This window comes from Streptomyces sp. NPDC001714 (assembly GCF_042892755.1).
Lineage (GTDB): Bacteria > Actinomycetota > Actinomycetes > Streptomycetales > Streptomycetaceae > Streptomyces.
Genome location: NZ_JBIAUL010000013.1, coordinates 78,797 through 95,277, shown reverse-complemented (window position 1 = coordinate 95,277; position 16,481 = coordinate 78,797). Strand labels below are relative to the sequence as shown.

16 protein-coding genes are annotated in these 16,481 nt (G+C 71.8%); 10 read left to right on the top strand and 6 right to left on the bottom strand.

Going from position 1 to position 16,481, the window contains the following annotated elements; genetic code table 11:
* Positions 1-128: 128 nt before the first annotated feature.
* Both argH and ACFY0P_RS30820 read right to left on the bottom strand, forming a co-directional pair.
* Positions 129-1,559 (bottom strand): argininosuccinate lyase, encoded by a 1,431-nt coding sequence (gene argH, locus ACFY0P_RS30825; RefSeq protein WP_388920265.1) that lies wholly within the window; start codon positions 1,557-1,559, stop codon positions 129-131.
* Positions 1,560-1,637: 78 nt separating this feature from the next.
* Complete coding sequence (locus ACFY0P_RS30820; protein WP_388920262.1) at positions 1,638-2,831, bottom strand: argininosuccinate synthase; 1,194 nt, start codon at positions 2,829-2,831, stop codon at positions 1,638-1,640.
* A 225-nt stretch (positions 2,832-3,056) separates the two neighbouring features.
* On the opposite strand from ACFY0P_RS30820, the gene ACFY0P_RS30815 reads away from it, so the two are divergent.
* From ACFY0P_RS30815 to ACFY0P_RS30805, 3 genes are all read left to right on the top strand, one after another.
* Positions 3,057-3,926, top strand: a complete 870-nt coding sequence (locus tag ACFY0P_RS30815; protein ID WP_388920259.1) for a hypothetical protein — start codon at positions 3,057-3,059, stop codon at positions 3,924-3,926.
* A 62-nt stretch (positions 3,927-3,988) separates the two neighbouring features.
* Positions 3,989-4,576, top strand: coding sequence for a pyridoxamine 5'-phosphate oxidase family protein (locus tag ACFY0P_RS30810; RefSeq protein ID WP_388920257.1), 588 nt, complete (start codon positions 3,989-3,991; stop codon positions 4,574-4,576).
* 3 nt (positions 4,577-4,579) lie between these two features.
* Positions 4,580-5,284, top strand: a complete 705-nt coding sequence (locus ACFY0P_RS30805; protein WP_388920254.1) for a L,D-transpeptidase — start codon at positions 4,580-4,582, stop codon at positions 5,282-5,284.
* An 89-nt stretch (positions 5,285-5,373) separates the two neighbouring features.
* Here ACFY0P_RS30805 and ACFY0P_RS30800 read toward each other — a convergent pair whose 3' ends face one another.
* Both ACFY0P_RS30800 and ACFY0P_RS30795 read right to left on the bottom strand, forming a co-directional pair.
* Positions 5,374-6,855 (bottom strand): sensor histidine kinase, encoded by a 1,482-nt coding sequence (locus tag ACFY0P_RS30800; protein WP_388920251.1) that lies wholly within the window; start codon positions 6,853-6,855, stop codon positions 5,374-5,376.
* A complete protein-coding gene (locus tag ACFY0P_RS30795; RefSeq protein ID WP_388920248.1) occupies positions 6,852-7,592 on the bottom strand; it encodes a response regulator transcription factor in 741 nt (246 codons plus the stop codon). Before ACFY0P_RS30795 ends, ACFY0P_RS30800 begins: the two co-directional genes overlap by 4 nt.
* Before the next feature lie 152 nt (positions 7,593-7,744).
* Between ACFY0P_RS30795 and ACFY0P_RS30790 the strand changes: the two genes are divergently transcribed.
* The 7 genes from ACFY0P_RS30790 (at position 7,745) to ACFY0P_RS30760 (ending at position 15,037) form a co-directional block, all read left to right on the top strand.
* Positions 7,745-9,103 carry a ferric reductase-like transmembrane domain-containing protein gene (locus ACFY0P_RS30790; RefSeq protein ID WP_388920245.1) on the top strand — a complete coding sequence of 453 codons (1,359 nt, stop codon included), beginning with the start codon at positions 7,745-7,747 and terminating at the stop codon, positions 9,101-9,103.
* Between the two features lie 31 nt (positions 9,104-9,134).
* Entirely contained in the window at positions 9,135-9,650 is a 516-nt protein-coding gene (locus ACFY0P_RS30785) for an FMN-binding protein (protein ID WP_388920242.1), read from the top strand.
* 59 nt (positions 9,651-9,709) lie between these two features.
* Positions 9,710-11,092 (top strand): ferric reductase-like transmembrane domain-containing protein, encoded by a 1,383-nt coding sequence (locus tag ACFY0P_RS30780; RefSeq protein WP_388920239.1) that lies wholly within the window; start codon positions 9,710-9,712, stop codon positions 11,090-11,092.
* Between the two features lie 46 nt (positions 11,093-11,138).
* Positions 11,139-11,924 (top strand): FMN-binding protein, encoded by a 786-nt coding sequence (locus ACFY0P_RS30775; protein WP_388920236.1) that lies wholly within the window; start codon positions 11,139-11,141, stop codon positions 11,922-11,924.
* Positions 11,925-11,979: 55 nt separating this feature from the next.
* Positions 11,980-12,720: an FAD:protein FMN transferase gene (locus ACFY0P_RS30770; protein ID WP_388920854.1), complete on the top strand. Its 741-nt coding sequence runs from the start codon at positions 11,980-11,982 to the stop codon at positions 12,718-12,720.
* Between the two features lie 299 nt (positions 12,721-13,019).
* Entirely contained in the window at positions 13,020-13,154 is a 135-nt protein-coding gene (locus ACFY0P_RS30765; protein WP_388920233.1) for a hypothetical protein, read from the top strand.
* Between the two features lie 68 nt (positions 13,155-13,222).
* The gene (locus ACFY0P_RS30760) at positions 13,223-15,037 is read left to right on the top strand and encodes an ABC transporter ATP-binding protein (RefSeq protein WP_388920230.1); all 1,815 of its coding nucleotides are present in this window, start codon (positions 13,223-13,225) and stop codon (positions 15,035-15,037) included.
* On the opposite strand, the gene ACFY0P_RS30755 is transcribed toward ACFY0P_RS30760, so the two are convergent.
* Together ACFY0P_RS30755 and ACFY0P_RS30750 are read right to left on the bottom strand one after the other, a co-directional pair.
* Positions 15,032-15,787 carry a zf-HC2 domain-containing protein gene (locus ACFY0P_RS30755; RefSeq protein WP_388920227.1) on the bottom strand — a complete coding sequence of 252 codons (756 nt, stop codon included), beginning with the start codon at positions 15,785-15,787 and terminating at the stop codon, positions 15,032-15,034. The two genes, ACFY0P_RS30760 and ACFY0P_RS30755, sit on opposite strands and share 6 nt — an antisense overlap.
* On the bottom strand, positions 15,777-16,364 hold the full coding sequence (locus ACFY0P_RS30750; protein ID WP_388920224.1) for an RNA polymerase sigma factor: 588 nt from the start codon (positions 16,362-16,364) through the stop codon (positions 15,777-15,779). The genes ACFY0P_RS30755 and ACFY0P_RS30750 overlap by 11 nt, the downstream gene beginning before the upstream one ends.
* Between the last annotated feature and the right edge of the window lie 117 nt (positions 16,365-16,481).

The following is a 16,481-nucleotide window of genomic DNA, read 5'->3' as shown; positions in this document are numbered from 1 at the left end:
CCCGGCATCCGGGGCCCACCGGGGGCTCCGGCTTCTCCGGGTTCTGCGGTCGGGCCGAGCCGCTGTCGCCGGACAGCGGGAAGGGCCCGGACATGTCGTCCGGGCCCTTCCCTGCCGGCTGCGCTGGACTAGGCCGTCCTGGCCACCGCCCAGGCGTGCTGTGCCGCCACGTCCGCCTTGACCTCCGCCAGCTGCACCGCGACCGCGCTCGGTGCCGTACCGCCACGGCCGTTGCGCGAGGCGAGCGCGCCCGGGACGTTGAGGACCGTCCGTACCTCCGGGGTCAGGTGGGCGGAGATCTTCGCGAACTGGTCGTCCGTCAGCTCGTCGAGTTCCTTGTTCTCGGCCTCCGCCGCCTTGACGCACTCGCCGGCCACCTCGTGGGCGACGCGGAACGGTACGCCCTTCTTGACCAGCCACTCCGCGATGTCGGTGGCGAGCGAGAAGCCGGCCGGGGCCAGCTCCTCCATGCGCTCGCGGTTGACGGTGAGGGTGGCCATCATGCCGGTGAAGGCGGGGAGCAGGACCTCCAGCTGGTCGCAGGAGTCGAAGACCGGCTCCTTGTCCTCCTGGAGGTCGCGGTTGTAGGCGAGCGGCAGGGCCTTGAGGGTGGCCATGAGGCCGGTCAGGTTGCCGATCAGGCGGCCGGACTTGCCGCGGGCCAGCTCAGCGATGTCGGGGTTCTTCTTCTGGGGCATGATCGACGAACCCGTGGAGAACGCGTCGTGCAGGGTGACGAAGGAGAACTCCTTCGTGTTCCAGATGATGACCTCCTCCGCGATCCGGGAGAGGTTCACGCCGATCATCGCGGTGATGAAGGCGAACTCGGCGACGAAGTCACGGGAGGCCGTGCCGTCGATGGAGTTCGCGGAGCTGCCGTGTTCGAAGCCGAGGTCCTTCGCCACCGCCTCCGGGTCCAGGCCCAGCGAGGAACCCGCGAGGGCACCGGAGCCGTACGGGGAGACGGCCGTGCGCTCGTCCCACTGGCGCAGCCGCTCGGCGTCCCGGGTCAGGGACTGGACGTGGGCCAGGACGTGGTGGGCGAAGAGGACCGGCTGGGCGTGCTGGAGGTGGGTGCGGCCGGGCATCGCCACGTCCGGATGGGCCTCGGCGAGGCCGATCAGGGCGTCCTGGAGGTCGGCGATCAGGCCGCCGATGGTGCGGGCGTGGTCCCGCAGGTACATCCGGAAGAGGGTCGCCACCTGGTCGTTGCGGGAGCGGCCGGCGCGCAGCTTGCCGCCGAGGTCGGCGCCGAGGCGCTCCAGGAGGCCGCGCTCCAGGGCGGTGTGCACGTCCTCGTCGGCGATCGTGCCGACGAAGGAGCCGTCGGCGACGTCGGCCTCCAGCTGGTCGAGGCCGGCGATCATGCGCTGGAGTTCGTCCTCGGTGAGCAGGCCCGCCTTGTGCAGCACGCGCGCGTGGGCACGCGAACCGGCGATGTCGTAGGGCGCGAGCCGCCAGTCGAAGTGGACGGACGCGGACAGCTTCGCCAGGGCCTCGGCGGGACCGTCGGCGAAACGTCCGCCCCAGAGCCGGACGTCACCGCTGTTGCTGCTCACTTGCGTTGCTCCTAGAGAGATACGGATGTGGCGCCGCCTCCCCGGCCATGAACGGGGAGGCGGTGGTCACGCTACCGGTCAGGCGAGGTCTCGCTTGGCGGCGATCTTCGACGACAGGCTGTAGAGGTCGATGAAGCCCTTGGCCGCGGACTGGTCGAAGGTGTCACCGGTGTCGTAGGTGGCGAGGTTGAAGTCGTAGAGGGAGGAGTCGGAGCGGCGGCCGGTGACGACCGCGCGGCCGCCTTGCAGGGTCATCCGGATGTCGCCGGTGACGTGCTGGTTCGCCTCGTTGACGAAGCCGTCCAGGGCGCGCTTGAGCGGGGAGAACCACTGGCCGTCGTAGACGAGTTCGCCCCAGCGCTGCTCCACCTGCCGCTTGTATCGGGCGAGTTCGCGCTCGACGGTGACGTTCTCCAGCTCCTGGTGGGCGGTGATGAGCGCGATCGCGCCCGGCGCCTCGTACACCTCGCGGGACTTGATGCCGACGAGCCGGTCCTCGACGAGGTCGATACGGCCGACGCCCTGGGCGCCCGCGCGCTCGTTGAGCTCCTGGATCGCCTGGAGGACGGTGACCGGCCTGCCGTCGATCGCGACCGGGGCGCCCGCCTGGAAGGTGATGACCACCTCGTCGGCCTCGCGCGGGGTGGCCGGGTTCCGGGTGTACTCGTAGATGTCCTCGATCGGGCCGTTCCAGATGTCTTCCAGGAAGCCGGTCTCGACGGCGCGGCCGAAGACGTTCTGGTCGATGGAGTACGGGGACTTCTTGGTGGTCGCGATGGGGAGGCTCTTCGCCTCGCAGAAGGCGATGGCCTTGTCGCGGGTCATCGCGTAGTCGCGGACCGGGGCGATGCAGGTCAGGTCGGGGGCGAGGGCGACGATGCCGGCCTCGAAGCGGACCTGGTCGTTGCCCTTGCCGGTGCAGCCGTGGGCGACCGTGGTGGCCCCGTGCTTGCGGGCGGCGGCCACCAGGTGCTTGACGATCGCCGGCCGGGAGAGGGCGGAGACCAGCGGGTAGCGGTCCATGTAGAGGGCGTTGGCCCTGATCGCCGGGAGGCAGTACTCGTCGGCGAACTCGTCCCTGGCGTCGGCGACCTCGGCCTCGACCGCGCCGCAGGCCAGGGCGCGCTTGCGGATGACGTCGAGATCCTCGCCGCCCTGGCCGACGTCCACCGCGACGGCGATGACCTCGGCGCCCGTCTCCTCGGCGATCCAGCCGATGGCGACGGAGGTGTCCAGCCCGCCGGAGTAGGCGAGTACGACGCGCTCGGTCATGGGTCCCTCCTTGCGTACATCCGCTTGCTATGCATGAGTATGCAGAGCTCTGCATGATTCGTCAATACAGCTCACCCCGGCTCCGCTCCGACCGTGGCGGCCTTCCGGGCGGTGTCAGAGATTTGTGAAACGGGGTTTGAACAAACGAAACCGCTTACCCGTACCCATCCCTGAACGCTGGCGCCGCGTTTGTAAACCCACCTCTGACCCAAGTGAGGCATCCGCATGTCCAGGGCTCTTCCGAAGTACAACAAGCGTCGTGTCGCGCTCATCGGCGGTGCCGCCGCCGTGGCGCTCTCCGGCGCGGTCATCGCCGGTTCGGCCCTCGCCGGTACGCCCGACAAGAGCAGCGACACGAGCAACGCGCGCACCCTCGCCGCCTCGCCCGGCACGATCACCTGCCCGGACGTCGCCTCCAAGCTGCCGGCGATCCCCGCCTCCGCGAAGGCCGAGGTCGACAGAAATCTCACGCTCCTCCAGACGCAGATCCAGGAGGCCAACAAGCGGCTGGTCGACACGGTGGGCCAGGGCGGGCCGAACTTTGTGAACAACGCGATCCTCGGTCCCCTCAAGGACAAGCGGGTGGCGACCATCAACCGGATCGCGACCGCGATCGGCCGTACGGCCGCCAAGCCGACCGGCCTGGACTCGCTGGCGCCGTGCACCCTGAACGCGAGCGGGACCAGCACGAACACGGGCAGCGGCACGGCGACGGGCACCGGCTCGGCCGCGGCCACGCCGAGCACGGCGGCGACCCAGCAGCAGTCGACGGGAAGCACCGGCAGCACGAGCAACAGCGCGGTGGGCACCATCACCTGCCCGGACGTCGCCTCCAAGCTCCCGGCGATCCCCGCCTCCGCGCAGGCGGAGGTCACCCGCAACCTCACCCTGCTCCAGACGCAGATCCAGGAGGCCAACAACCGGCTCCGGACCACGGTCGGCCAGGGCGGCCCGAACTTCGTCCAGAACGCGATCCTCGGCCCGCTGGCGGACAAGCGGAAGTCGACCATCGACCGGATCGCCATCGCGATCGGCCGGACGTCGACCAAGCCGACCGGCCTGGACTCCCTGGCCGCCTGCACGCTCACCAAGTGACGTGACAGGCAGCTGTGGCCGCCCCGTGTACAGCGCCGGCCGGGGCGGCCACAGTGGGCCTCATGGGAAAGACCTACGAACGCATCGACGGCAGGCTCCGCACGTTCATCGAGGAACAGCCCCTGTTCTTCACCGCCACCGCTCCGCTCGCGGGCGACGGCACGGTCAACCTCTCCCCCAAGGGTCTCAAGGGCTCCTTCGCCGTACTCGACGAACTGACCTTCGCCTACCTGGACTTCGCCGGCTCCAACGCCGAGACCATCGCCCATCTGCGGGAGAACGGCCGCATCACCCTGATGTGGTGCGCCTTCCAGGGCCCGCCGAACATCGTGCGGGTGCACGGCCGCGGCGAGGCGGTCTTCCGCGACGACCCGCGCTTCACGGAACTCCTGGCCCGTTTCCCGGACATCGACCCGACCCGGCACGGCCTGCGCGCGATCATCGTCGTGCACGCCGAACTCATCCGTGACAGCTGCGGTTACGCGGTCCCCCACATGGCGTACGAGGCCGACCGCGAGCTGCACGAAAGGCGCTTCGCACGCGAGGACGACGCCACGCTGAGCGCGTACTTCGAGAAGAAGGAACACATCGCGGTGAGCCTGGACGGCCTACCCGGGCTGCCGTTGCCGCTGCCTCCGGCTAGCGTCTGAGCCATGCGTCCAGGCGTCGTCGTCACCCTTGTGTCCGCGTCCCTGCTGCTGCTCGGTGCGGCACCGGGGGGCGGGGACGCCTCACCGCTGCCCGCGAGCATGGCCGACACGGGTGGCGGCACCCAGCTGATCACCGCGGAGGCGTCCGCGCTGAGCTCGACGTCGGGGACGCTCACCTGGTGGGAGCGCCGGGACGGGGAATGGGCCCAGGTGGGGTCCGCCGCCGCGCGGTTCGGGGCGAAGGGGCTGGTCGAGGGAGTCAAGCGGCAGCAGGGTACGAACACGACGCCGACGGGGTTGTACGACCTTCCGTTCGGGTTCGGGCTCCAGGCGGCGCCGGCCGGGACCGCGGTCGAGTACCGGCCGGTGACGGCGGACTCGTGGTGGTGCCAGGACAACGACTCCACCTCTTACAACCGTTGGGTCGAGCCGTTGCCGTCCGACTGCCGGGCCGCGGAGTCGGAGAAGTTGTCGTCGTTCACGACGCAGTACGGGTATGCGCTGGTGATCGGGTTCAACTATGCGCAGCCGGTGCGGGGGCGGGGGGCCGGGATCTTCCTGCATGTCAACGGGGCGGGGGCCACGGCGGGGTGTGTGTCGGTGCCGGAGGACGCGATGCGGCGGATTCTGCAGTGGGCGGATCCGAAGAAGTTGCCGCATATCGCTATCGGGACGGCGGGCGGGGATACGGCACTTACCCGGTATTGAGGTTGCGTTGGGGTACGTGGGCGAGGGCGGGCCGTGTGTGGCCGGTCGCGCCCGCGCGGCGGAGCCGCACATCGATACAGCCCCGCGCCCTAGGCGCCTTCACTGATCGCGAGTTTGACCGTGAACGTCGTCGACCCCGGGGCGCTCTCCAGGGCAACGGTCCCCCCGTGCGCCTCCACCACCGCCGCCACGATCGACAGGCCCAGGCCCGCTCCGCCGCCGGAGGCGTCTGCGCGGCGGCGGTGTTCTGCTCGGGTGAAGCGTTCGAAGACGCCCGGCTGGATGTCCGGCGGGATGCCCGGGCCGTCGTCGTGGACCTGGAGGACCGCCTCCGCGCCGTCCGTCTCCAGGGTCACCGTCACCTTCGTGCCGGCCGGTGTGTGCAGACGTGCGTTGGCCAGCAGGTTGGCCAGCACCTGTTGCAGGCGGTGGGAGTCGCCGCTCACCGTCACCGGGTCCTCGGGGAGGTCCAGGGTCCAGCGGTGGTCCGGCCCCGCGGCTCGCGCGTCCGTGACCGCGTCCAGGATCAGGTGGGTGAGGTCGACCGGGTGGCGTTCCAGGGGGCGGCCCGCGTCCAGGCGGGCCAGCAGGAGGAGGTCGTCGACCATCTCGCCCATCCGGGAGGACTCGGCGGCGATCCGTTCCAGGGCTCGGGTGACCTGGGGAGGCACCGGGCCCGGGTGCAGCAGCGCCAGTTCCGCGTGGCCGCGGACCGAGGCGACCGGGGTGCGCAGCTCGTGGCTGGCGTCGGCCGCGAAGGTGCGCAGGCGTTCCTCGCTGGCGTGGCGTTTGGTGAGCGCGTCCTCGACGTGGCCCAGCATGCGGTTGAAGGCGGCGGCCATCCGGCCGACCTCGCTGCGGGGGTCGGACTCGGGGGCGCGGGGCGGCAGCGCCACCTCGCCGCTGGCGAGCGGGAGCTCGCTGACCCGGGTGGCCGTCGCCGCCACGCGGCTCAGGGGGCGCAGGGACCAGCGGACCCAGAGGGCGCCGGCCACCCCGGCCGTGGCCAGGGCCAGGCCGAAGACGGCGGCGGCGACCAGTTCCAGGCGGTGGACGGTGGCACGTACCGGTTCCAGGGGCAGGCCGGTGATCAGGACGTCGCCGTCGCGGCCCGGCCAGGCCAGCAGCCGGTAGTCGCCGATCGAGGCGAGGTGGACCGTGTGACCGCGGCCGTCCACCGGCAGTCCGGCGAGAGCCGTGCGGTCGCGGGCCGTGAGGCCGACGGTCAGGTCCGGGTCGTCGCCGGAGGGGATCAGGGCCGCGTTGGTGACCCGGTCCTTGAGCAGGCGGGCGCCGAAGGTGCCGGCGGCCTGCCGGCGGGTGTCACCGTGTTCGTCGCCGTCCCGGTCGCTGGGCTTGTACTTGCCGTGTTCGAGGGACTGCGGGAAGCTCGGGCCGGTCTGCTGGAGCTGCTGGTCGAGGCGGCCGGTGAGGAAGCCGTCCAGTCCGACCACGGCCGCGACGCCCACGGCCGCGCAGCTCACCGCGAGCAGCACGACCAGGCCCGCGGTGAGGCGGGCGCGGAGGGTGCGGGGGCGGGGCAGGTGCCGTAGCCGTCGTAGCGGGTTCACCGGGTCACCGGCTTGAGGACGTACCCGGCGCCACGGACCGTGTGGATCATGGGCTCGCGGCCCGCGTCCACCTTCTTGCGCAGGTAGGAGATGTACAGCTCGACGACGTGGGCGCGGCCTCCGAAGTCGTACGACCACACCCGGTCGAGGATCTGCGCCTTGCTGAGGACGCGGCGCGGGTTGCGCATCAGGAAGCGGAGCAGTTCGAACTCGGTCGGGGAGAGCTCGATCAGCTCGCCCGCCCGGGTCACCTCGCGGGCCTCCTCGTCCATGGTGAGGTCGCCGACGACGAGGCGCGGGCCGTCCTCCTGCTGGCGGGCCATGCCGGCCCGGCGCAGCAGGCCGCGCAGCCGGGCGATGACCTCCTCCAGGCTGAAGGGCTTGGTGACGTAGTCGTCGCCGCCCGCGGTGATGCCGGCGATACGGTCCTCGACGGCGTCCCGGGCGGTGAGGAAGAGCACACAGACGTCCGGCTTGACCTGGTGCAGCGAGCGGAGCACGGCGAAGCCGTCGGTGTCCGGGAGCATCACGTCGAGGATCACCGCGTCCGGCAGCAGCTCCCGGGCCGCGGCCAGCGCACTCGCGCCGTCGCCGGCCGCGCGGACCTCCCAGCCCTCGTAGCGCAGGGCACCGGTGAGGACCTCCGCGAGGTCGGGGTCGTCGTCGACGACGAGGACGCGGAGCTGGGTGCCGTCGGGTCGGGTGAGGGCGGGGCGGCCGGAGCGGGTCGTGTTCATCGCGTCTACCAGCATCGCCCCTGCGGGAGGCGAGGGGGGACCTCGGGCCCTCTGAGTTTCCTCTGAGTGCGCTGAGCAGGGCGGGAACTGAGAGGTCGCTCAGAGGTTCGCGCTGCACAGTGGCGTCACCGACCGGAGAAGGGACCCTGCTCATGACGACCGTGGACGAACGGCGTACCGCCCCGGCCGCACCCGCCGTGGCCACGCGCCGCTCCCCCGCCGCCGCCGTGCTCGCCCTGCTGTGGGCCGGGGCCGCGGCCGTGATCCTGCTGTGGTGGTCGGACACGGGCTCCGTCGTGGGTGCGGCGGGCTGGCTGACCGGGGCCGGGCGGATCGCCGGGCTGCTGTGCGGGTACTCCTGCGCGGTACTCGTCGGCCTGATGGCCCGGGTTCCGCTGCTTGAGGTGCGGGTCGGCTCGGACCGGGTCGCCCGCTGGCACGCGATGGCCGGCCGGTACACGGTCTGCCTGCTGGTCGCGCACATCGTGCTGATCCTCACCGGGTACGCCGCCCAGGACCACGCCTCGATCGTCCACGAGACGCTGGACGTCGTCCTGAACTACCCCGACATGCTCAAGGCGACCGCCGGCACGGTGATCCTCTTCGCCGTCGGCATCACCTCGATGCGCGCGGCGCGCCGCCGGACCAGCTACGAGTTCTGGTACTACGTCCACCTCCTCACCTACGCGGCCGTCTTCCTCGCCTTCTTCCACCAGCTGACGCTGGGCAACGACTTCAACGGCAAGCCGGTCGCCACCGCCTTCTGGTACGCGCTGTACCTGGGGGTCGCGGCGCTGGTCCTGTGGTTCCGGATCCTGGCACCGGTGCGGCTCAACCTCCGGCACCGGCTGCGGGTGCACTCCGTGCAGCAGGAGGCGCCGGGCGTGTACTCGGTCGTCGTGCAGGGCCGGCGGGTCGGGGAACTGGGTGCGCAGGCCGGGCAGTTCTTCCGCTGGCGGTTCTTCGGCGGCGACGGCATGGGCTGGACGTCGACTCCGTACTCGCTCTCGGCGCCGCCGCGCGGCGACCTGCTGCGGATCACGGTCAAGGCGCTCGGCGACCACAGCGCGGCGGTGGCACTGCTGCGGCCGGGCACCCGGGTGTGGGCGGAGGGCCCGTACGGCGCCCTGACCGCGGACCGGGCGAGCAGTCACCGGACCCTGCTGATCGCGGCCGGTGTCGGCGTCACCCCGCTGCGGGCGCTCTTCGAGACCCTGCCCGGCGAGGTCACACTGCTCTACCGGGCGCGGACCGCCGAGGACCTGGCCCTGGGCGGCGAGCTGGAGGCGATCGCGCGCTGGCGCGGGGCCCGGGTGCTGTACGCGCTCAACGGCCCGCGGGGCGAGCGCCCCGCCCTGACGGCTCAGTCGCTGCGGGCGACCTTCCCGGGCCTCGCCGGCTACGACGTGTACATCTGCGGTCCGCACGGCTTCGCCCAGGAGCTGTACGGGGCGCTGCGCGCGGCCGGGGTCCCGGACCGCCGTGTCCACCACGAGTCATTCGAACTCTGAGACGAACTGTGAGAGCTGTGAGGCCCCTGTCGTGCACGCATTGAACAAGAACCGGCCCCTGCGCCGCATCATGCTGGCGAGCGCCGCGACCGTCTCCGGGATAGTGATGCTGCTGGCGCTGAAGCCGCACACCGCCCCCACCGTGATCACCGACTCGGCGGCCCCCGCCCCGTCGGCCAGCGCGAGCGCCTCACCGGGCGCGACCAGCGGCTCGGGTGACTCCAGCGGCTCCGGCAGCTCCGGCTCCGGCAAGTCCGGGAGCAGCACCGGCACCAAGACCGTCACCGGGGACACCGTCCAGACCCGCTGGGGTCCGGTCCAGGTGAAGGTGACCATCAAGAACGGCAAGATCACCGACGTCACGGCGGTCCAGTACCCGTCGGACAACCCACGGGACCAGGAGATCAACGACTACGCCCTCCCGCAGCTGCGCAGCGAGGCGCTGGCGGCGCAGAGCGCGAGCATCGACACGGTCTCCGGGGCCACCTACACCAGCCAGGGTTACCAGCAGTCACTCCAGTCGGCACTGGACTCCGCGGGTCTCTGAACACTCGGGCAGTACGGCACGTATCTGTGGGCCAAGGGTCAATTCCCTACGGAGGAACCGTGACCACCACGCTCGCAGGCGGACGTGCCGCCCGCCGACAGACGATGCGCCGCATCCGCCCGCGCCGCTCCCCGGCCGTTCCGCTGCTGCTCGCCGTATGGGCGGGCGCGGCGGCCGTGCTCTGGCTGTGGTGGCACAACACCCCGTCCATCGCCGACCAGAACGGCAAGATTCTCAACGCGGGCCGGATCACCGGCCTGCTGGCCGGCTATCTGATGGCACTCGTGGTGCTCCAGATGGCCCGGGTGCCCGCGCTGGAGCGGCGGGTCGGCTCCGACCGCGTCGCCCGCTGGCATGCGATGAGCGGCCGCTACACGCTCTGCCTGGTCTTCGCGCACGTCTTCCTCATCATGTGGGGCTACGCGCTGCAGGCCGGCAAGACGCTGAACGACATCGTCCAGCAGACCATCGACTCCGTGAACCAGCTCCCCGACATGGGCAAGGCCGCCATCGGGACCGGCCTGTTCGTCGTCATCGGCCTGACGTCGATCGGCCCGGTGCGGCGCCGGATGCCGTACGACACCTGGTACCACGTGCACCTGCTGACGTACGCGGCGGTGTTCCTGACCTTCTGGCACCAGATCACCACCGGCAACGACTTCGCCCTCACCCCGATGGCCAAGACGTTCTGGTACGGGCTGTACGGCGCGGTCAGCGCGCTGGTGGTCTGGTACCGGATCCTCACCCCGATCCGGCTCAACCTGCGGCACCGGATGCGGGTCGAGGCGGTCATCGAGGAGACGCCGGGCATCGTGTCGGTGCTGATCGGCGGGCGCAAGCTGCACCGGATGGGCGCGGAGGCCGGCCAGTTCTTCCGCTGGCGGTTCATGGCCCCCGGCATGCGGTTCAGCTCGCACCCGTACTCCCTGTCGGCGGCCCCTCGCCCCGACATGCTGCGGATCACCGTCAAGGCGATCGGCGACCACAGCGCGCGGCTGCGCGAACTACGGCCCGGAACCAAGGTGTGGGCCGAAGGGCCGTACGGGGCGATGACCGCGTCCCGGCGCAGCCGCGGCAAGGTCCTGCTGGTGGCGGGCGGCGTCGGGATCACGCCCATGCGGGCGCTGTTCGAGACGCTGCCCGGCGCCGCGGGCGACCTGACCCTGCTCTACCGGGCCAACACCACGCAGGACCTCGCCCTGTGGGACGAGCTGGCCAAGATCGCCAAGGAGCGCGGGGCCCGGCTGATGTACGCGGTCAACAGCCCGGAGGGCGAGCGGCCGGACATCTCCGCCGAGAACCTCCAGCGGAAGATCCCGGACATCGTCGACCACGACGTCTTCATGTGCGGCCCGCCCGGGTTCGCGCAGGGCGTGTACGAAGCACTGCGCGGCGCGGGAGTTCCCGCCCGCCGCATCCATCACGAGTCGTTCGAGATGTGAGCGACGGGACCACACGGGAATCCAGGGAATCGGGAGTTCGGGAACGATGAGGAAGAGTCACCCCATCAGGCGTGTGGTGCTGGCCACCGCGGCGACCGTGTCCGGTGTCGTGCTGCTGCTGTCGCTGAAGCCGTCGTCGGACCCGGCGTCCGCGTCGGCGGCGGGAGCGGCCCCGTCGGCCGCGGCGGCGGGACAGGAGTCGCCGCAGGGCGGCACCGGGGCCGCCGGGACCACGACGGTGGACGGAGACGCGACCCAGACCCAGTACGGAGTCGTGCAGGTCCGGCTGACCGTCGCCAACGGCAAGATCACCCAGGCCCAGGCGATCCAGGCGCCCAAGGGCGGCACCAGCGACCAGAAGACCGCGCTGTCGGTGCCGCAGCTCAACAAGGAGACGGTGGCGGCGCAGAGCGCGAACATCGACTCGGTCTCCGGAGCGACGTACACGAGCACCGGCTACAAGCAGTCGCTGCAGTCGGCGCTGGACAAGCTGAAGGAAGCGAGCGCGTCGTCCGGTTCCTCGTCCGGCTCGTCCTCCTCCGGGTCCGCGCAGGCGCAGGCCAAGACGGTGACCGGGCAGGTCGCGCAGACCCAGTACGGGCCGGTCCAGGTCCGGATCACCGTCTCCGGCGGGAAGATCACCAAGGCGGAGGCGGTGCAGGCGCCCAAGGGCGGCACCAGCGACCAGAAGACCGCGCTCTCCGTCCCGAAGCTCAACCAGGAGGCGGTGGCGGCCGGCAGCGCCGACATCGACTCCGTCTCCGGGGCCACCTACACCAGCACCGGCTACAAGCAGTCCCTGCAGTCGGCGCTGGACCAGGCCGGTGGCTGAGGCGGTGGCCGAGTCCGCGGAGGCTCCCGCCGCGGTGCGTCATGCGGAGGAGGTCATGGGGACCGTCTTCTCCTTCGACGTCCGCGGCGGGGATCCGGATGCCGTACGGGCGGCCCTGGGCGAGGCGGTCGCCGGGCTGCACCGGGTCGACGAGGTGTTCAGCACGTACCGCGAGGACAGCCAGGTGTCCCGGCTGGCGCGGGAGGAGATCGGCGTCGGAGAGTGCGATCCCGAGGTGGCCGAGGTGCTGGAACTGGCCGCCGAGGCGGAGCGGGTGAGCGACGGCTGGTTCAGCACGCGCTACCGGGGGCGGCTCGATCCCACCGGGATCGTGAAGGGCTGGTCCGCCGAGCGGGCCGCCAGGTCGCTCCGGCAGGTGGCCGGGGTGCGCGGCGTGAGCGTGAACGGCGGCGGCGACGTCCAGATGTTCGGCGCGCCCGAGCCGACGCGGGCGTGGCGGGTGGGGATCGCCGATCCGTTGCGGCCGGGTGGGCTGGCGGCGGTGATCTCGGCGGCGGGAGTCGATGAACTGGCGGTCGCCACGTCCGGTACGGCGGAGCGGGGCGCGCACATCGTCGATCCGCGGACCGGGAAGTCGGCGGTGACGGATCTGGTGGCGGTGACGGTGGTGGGGCCACGGTTGACGTGGGTGGACTGCTGGGCCACGGCGGCGTTCGCGATGGGGTCGCGGGCGGGGTTGGCGTGGCTGGAGTCGCTGCCGGACGTGGAAGGGCTGTTGATCACCGCGGGGGACGAGGTGCGCTGCACCGGAGGGCTGGCCGCGCGTCTGGGCTGAGGTGGGGTGGGGACGCTCACCGGCGCCGGCCGGGTGCCTCCCCCACGCTCGGCTTCGCTCGCGCTTCAGGGGCGCTGGGGGTACCCCCGGCCGAAGGCTGGGGGAGGAACTGCGCGACCAGCCCCCACCGGCCCGCAGCCGAAGGGCCGGTGGACGCCGCCGCTACTTTTTTCCGATTTGTTCCTCTGGGTGCCATCCCAAACCCCCTCTCGGCCGTACCCCCTGTGAAGCAAGTTTCGGGAGGAACACCATGGCCGTCTTCAGCAACCTCATGCCGTTCAACCATCGGGACCACGAACGTGATCACGACCACGACGACCGTCACGGACACGGACACGGTCACGGACACGATCACGACCACCACGACCGGCACGGTCACCGGCATGACCACGATCACGACCGGCACGACCACGACCGCTACTGACCACACCTGAGGGCTGAGCGGACCGGCCACCGGGGCAGCCGGTCCGCTTCGCCGGCGGTTTCCGAGGAACCCCCTGTCATGGCGCATGTGCTACGGCGTCTGCTGTCGGTGGGCGAGCCCTCCGACACCGTGGTGGCGGCCGCTCCCCCGGTCTCCCCACGCGAGGTCTTCCGGCGGTTCTGGCCGTACACCCGGGGCGGCCGCCGCTGGCTCGTGCCGCTCGTCCTGCTGAGCCTGACCGGCCCCGCCGTCGACGCCGCGGAGCTCTGGCTCTTCAAGTTCGTCGTCGACGACGTGCTCGTCGCCCGGGAGTTGCGGCCCTTCCTGTGGATCGCGCCCGCCTACCTGGGCCTCGTCCTCTGCTCCGGCGTCCTCGGCTACGCCGACGACGTGACGTCCACCTGGGTCGGCGAACGCTTCCTGCTCGCGCTGCGCTCCGACGTCTTCCGGCATGTCCAGGGACTCTCCCTCGGCTTCTTCGAACGCCGGCGGCTCGGGGACGTGCTGTCCAGGGTCACGGGCGATGTCGACGCCGTGGAGACGTTCCTGCTCTCGGGTGTGGCGGACGCCCTGTACTACGTGATCAGCCTGGGCGTCTACCTCGGCATGCTGGTCTACCTGCGCTGGGACCTGACCCTGCTCGCCCTCGTCGTCGTACCGCTGTTCTGGGCCGCGGCCCGGTACTTCTCGCGGCTGGTCAGGGACGCCTCGCGGGAGCGCAGGCGGCGCGGCGGGGCGCTCGGCGCGATCGCCGAGGAGTCGCTGGGCAACGTCGTACTCGTGCAGGCGTACAACCGGCAGGCGTGGGAGGCACGCCGGTTCGAGCGGGAGAACGCCGGCCGGTTCCGGGCGGCGATGGCCTCGGCGCGGATCCATGCCGTGTACGCACCCGCGGTCGAGTTCGTGGAGCTGGCCGGCGGCCTCGCGGTGCTGGCCCTCGGCACCTGGAAGCTGGCCCAGGGGCAGCTCACACTCGGCGGGCTGCTGGTCTTCCTCGCGCTGATCGGCAAGCTGTACAGCCCGGTCCACGGGCTGTCCGGGCTCGGCACCACCTTCTACACCGCCTCCGCCGCCGCGGAACGGATCATCGAACTGCTCGACGAGCGGCCCCAGGTGACCGAGGCGGCCGGCGCGCGCCGGCTCCGCCGGGCCCGGGGTGCGGTGGAGTTCGACGGGGTGTGGTTCCGCTATCCCGGTACGGCGGCCTGGGCGCTGTCCGACGTGTCGTTCCGGGCGGCTCCCGGGGAGACGCTGGCGCTGGTCGGGGCGAGCGGGTCGGGCAAGTCCACGCTCGCGAAGCTGCAGTTGCGGTTCTACGACCCCGACCGGGGCGTGGTCCGTCTCGACGGGACCGATCTGCGCGAGCTCAGTCTGACCGACGTCCGGGAGAGCGTCGCGGTGGTGTTGCAGGAGACGCTCGTCTTCCACGGCACCGTGCGGGAGAACATCGCCTACGGCCGGCCGGCGGCCACGGAGGCGGAGATCGTCGCGGCGGCGCGGGCCGCGGACGCCCACGAGTTCGTCGAGCGGCTCCCGGACGGCTACGACACCCTCGTCGGACAGCGCGGCCGGACGCTCTCCGGCGGGCAGTGCCGGCGGCTGGCGATCGCCCGGGCGATGATCCGGGACGCCCCGGTGCTCCTCCTGGACGAGCCCACCGCCGGGCTGGACGTCCGCTCGGCGCGGCGGATCATGGAACCCCTGCGCCGGCTCATGGCCGGGCGGACCACCGTGGTCATCTCGCACCACCTGCCGACCGTCCGCGACGCCACCCGGATCGTGGTGCTCGACCACGGCCGGGTCGTCGAGGACGGCGCGCACGCGGATCTCCTCGGGCGCCAGGGACCCTACGCCCTGCTGCACCGGCTCGGCTCGGGAGCGGTGCTGTCATGACACCTCCGGGGTCACCACCTTGCCCTGCTGCAGCCGGGCGGTGGCGAGGACGGAGCCGTCGGAAGAGGTGAGACGGGTGGCGGCGTACTTGGTGAGGTCCACGGGGACCGCCACACCCCAGTTGCCGTGTCCGTCGCGCAGGGGGAAGTCGCCGATCCGCGTGGTCGTACCGTCGGCGCGGGCGAGGAGGCAGGTGACCCTGCCGTTGTAGGGGGTGCCCGTGAGGGCGACGGAGACGAACATCCAGGCGGGGCTGCCGGGGTGGGCGTAGACCTCGCCGACGGGCTGCCCGCCACCGGCCGGGATCATGTCGCCGACCAGTACGGGCTCGGACTCCACGGCAGGAGAGGAGGCGGTCACGGCGCCCTCGACGGCGCTGCCGATCGCCCAGCCGGCGAAGCCGACGGCGACCGCGGCGGTGGCGGCGACCGCGGCGAGCCGCAGCCGGAGGCGTCGGACGCGACCGCGCCGGCCCTGAGCCGCGCGGGCGGGCCGGGCCCCCTCCGCCCCCGCCGCCTGCTCGGCCAGACTGCGCGCCACCCGGGTCTCGAAGCCGGGCGGCGGGTCGCTCTCCGGCAGCAGGCCGATCAACCGGTCGCCGATCCCGGTGAGTTGGCGTACGTACTCCCGGCAGTCCGCGCACCCGTCCAGATGGGCGACCGCCTCGGCCCGCTCGCGGCCGGGCAGGACGCCCAGCGCCAGTTCGGCGCCGACCTCGCGCAGCTTCTCGCAGTGCGCGTCACCGGACATGGTCGCCTCCCTTCGGGGACGTGAGCGCGGTGCGGAGTTTCGCCATCGCCGCTCTGATCCGCGTCTTGGCCGTGCCCAGCGGGATCCGCTCCGCGTCGGCGATCTGCTGGGCCGTCATGCCGTGGATGCCGGCCATCATCAGGGCCCGGGCCTGTTCCCGCGGCAGCCGGGCCAGCGCGGCCCGGAGCTGGGTGGAGGCCTCGTCGGCCAGCGCCCACCGCTCGGGGGTCTCCGTGACGGCGTCGAGGAGGGGGTCGAGGTCCTCGGGTGCCATCGGTTCCGTCCGCCGGGCACGGACGGCGTCGACGGCGAGGTTGTGGGCGATGGTGGTGAGCCAGGTCCCGACCGAACCGCGGCGCGAGTCGTAGATCTGGGCGTGCCGCCACGCACGCTCGAACGTCTGCTGGGAGACGTCCTCGGCGAGCTGCTGGTCCCCGGTGACGGCCATCGCGACCCCGAAGACCCGGCGCTGAAATCTCCGTACGAAGACCTCGGCGAGCTCCGGGTCTCCGGTGGCCAGCCCGGACAGCAGAGCCTCGTCCGGGAGGCGGCCGACAGGGAACCGGAATCCCGACACACCCCTGTATACGTTCGACGGCCGCCAGGGGATTGCCCGCCCGCCTGACCGCTCGCCGCGGAAGATCACACGGTCATTGTCCGTCGCCAGGCCGGTCCCCGCACGCGGGTCGGCGGC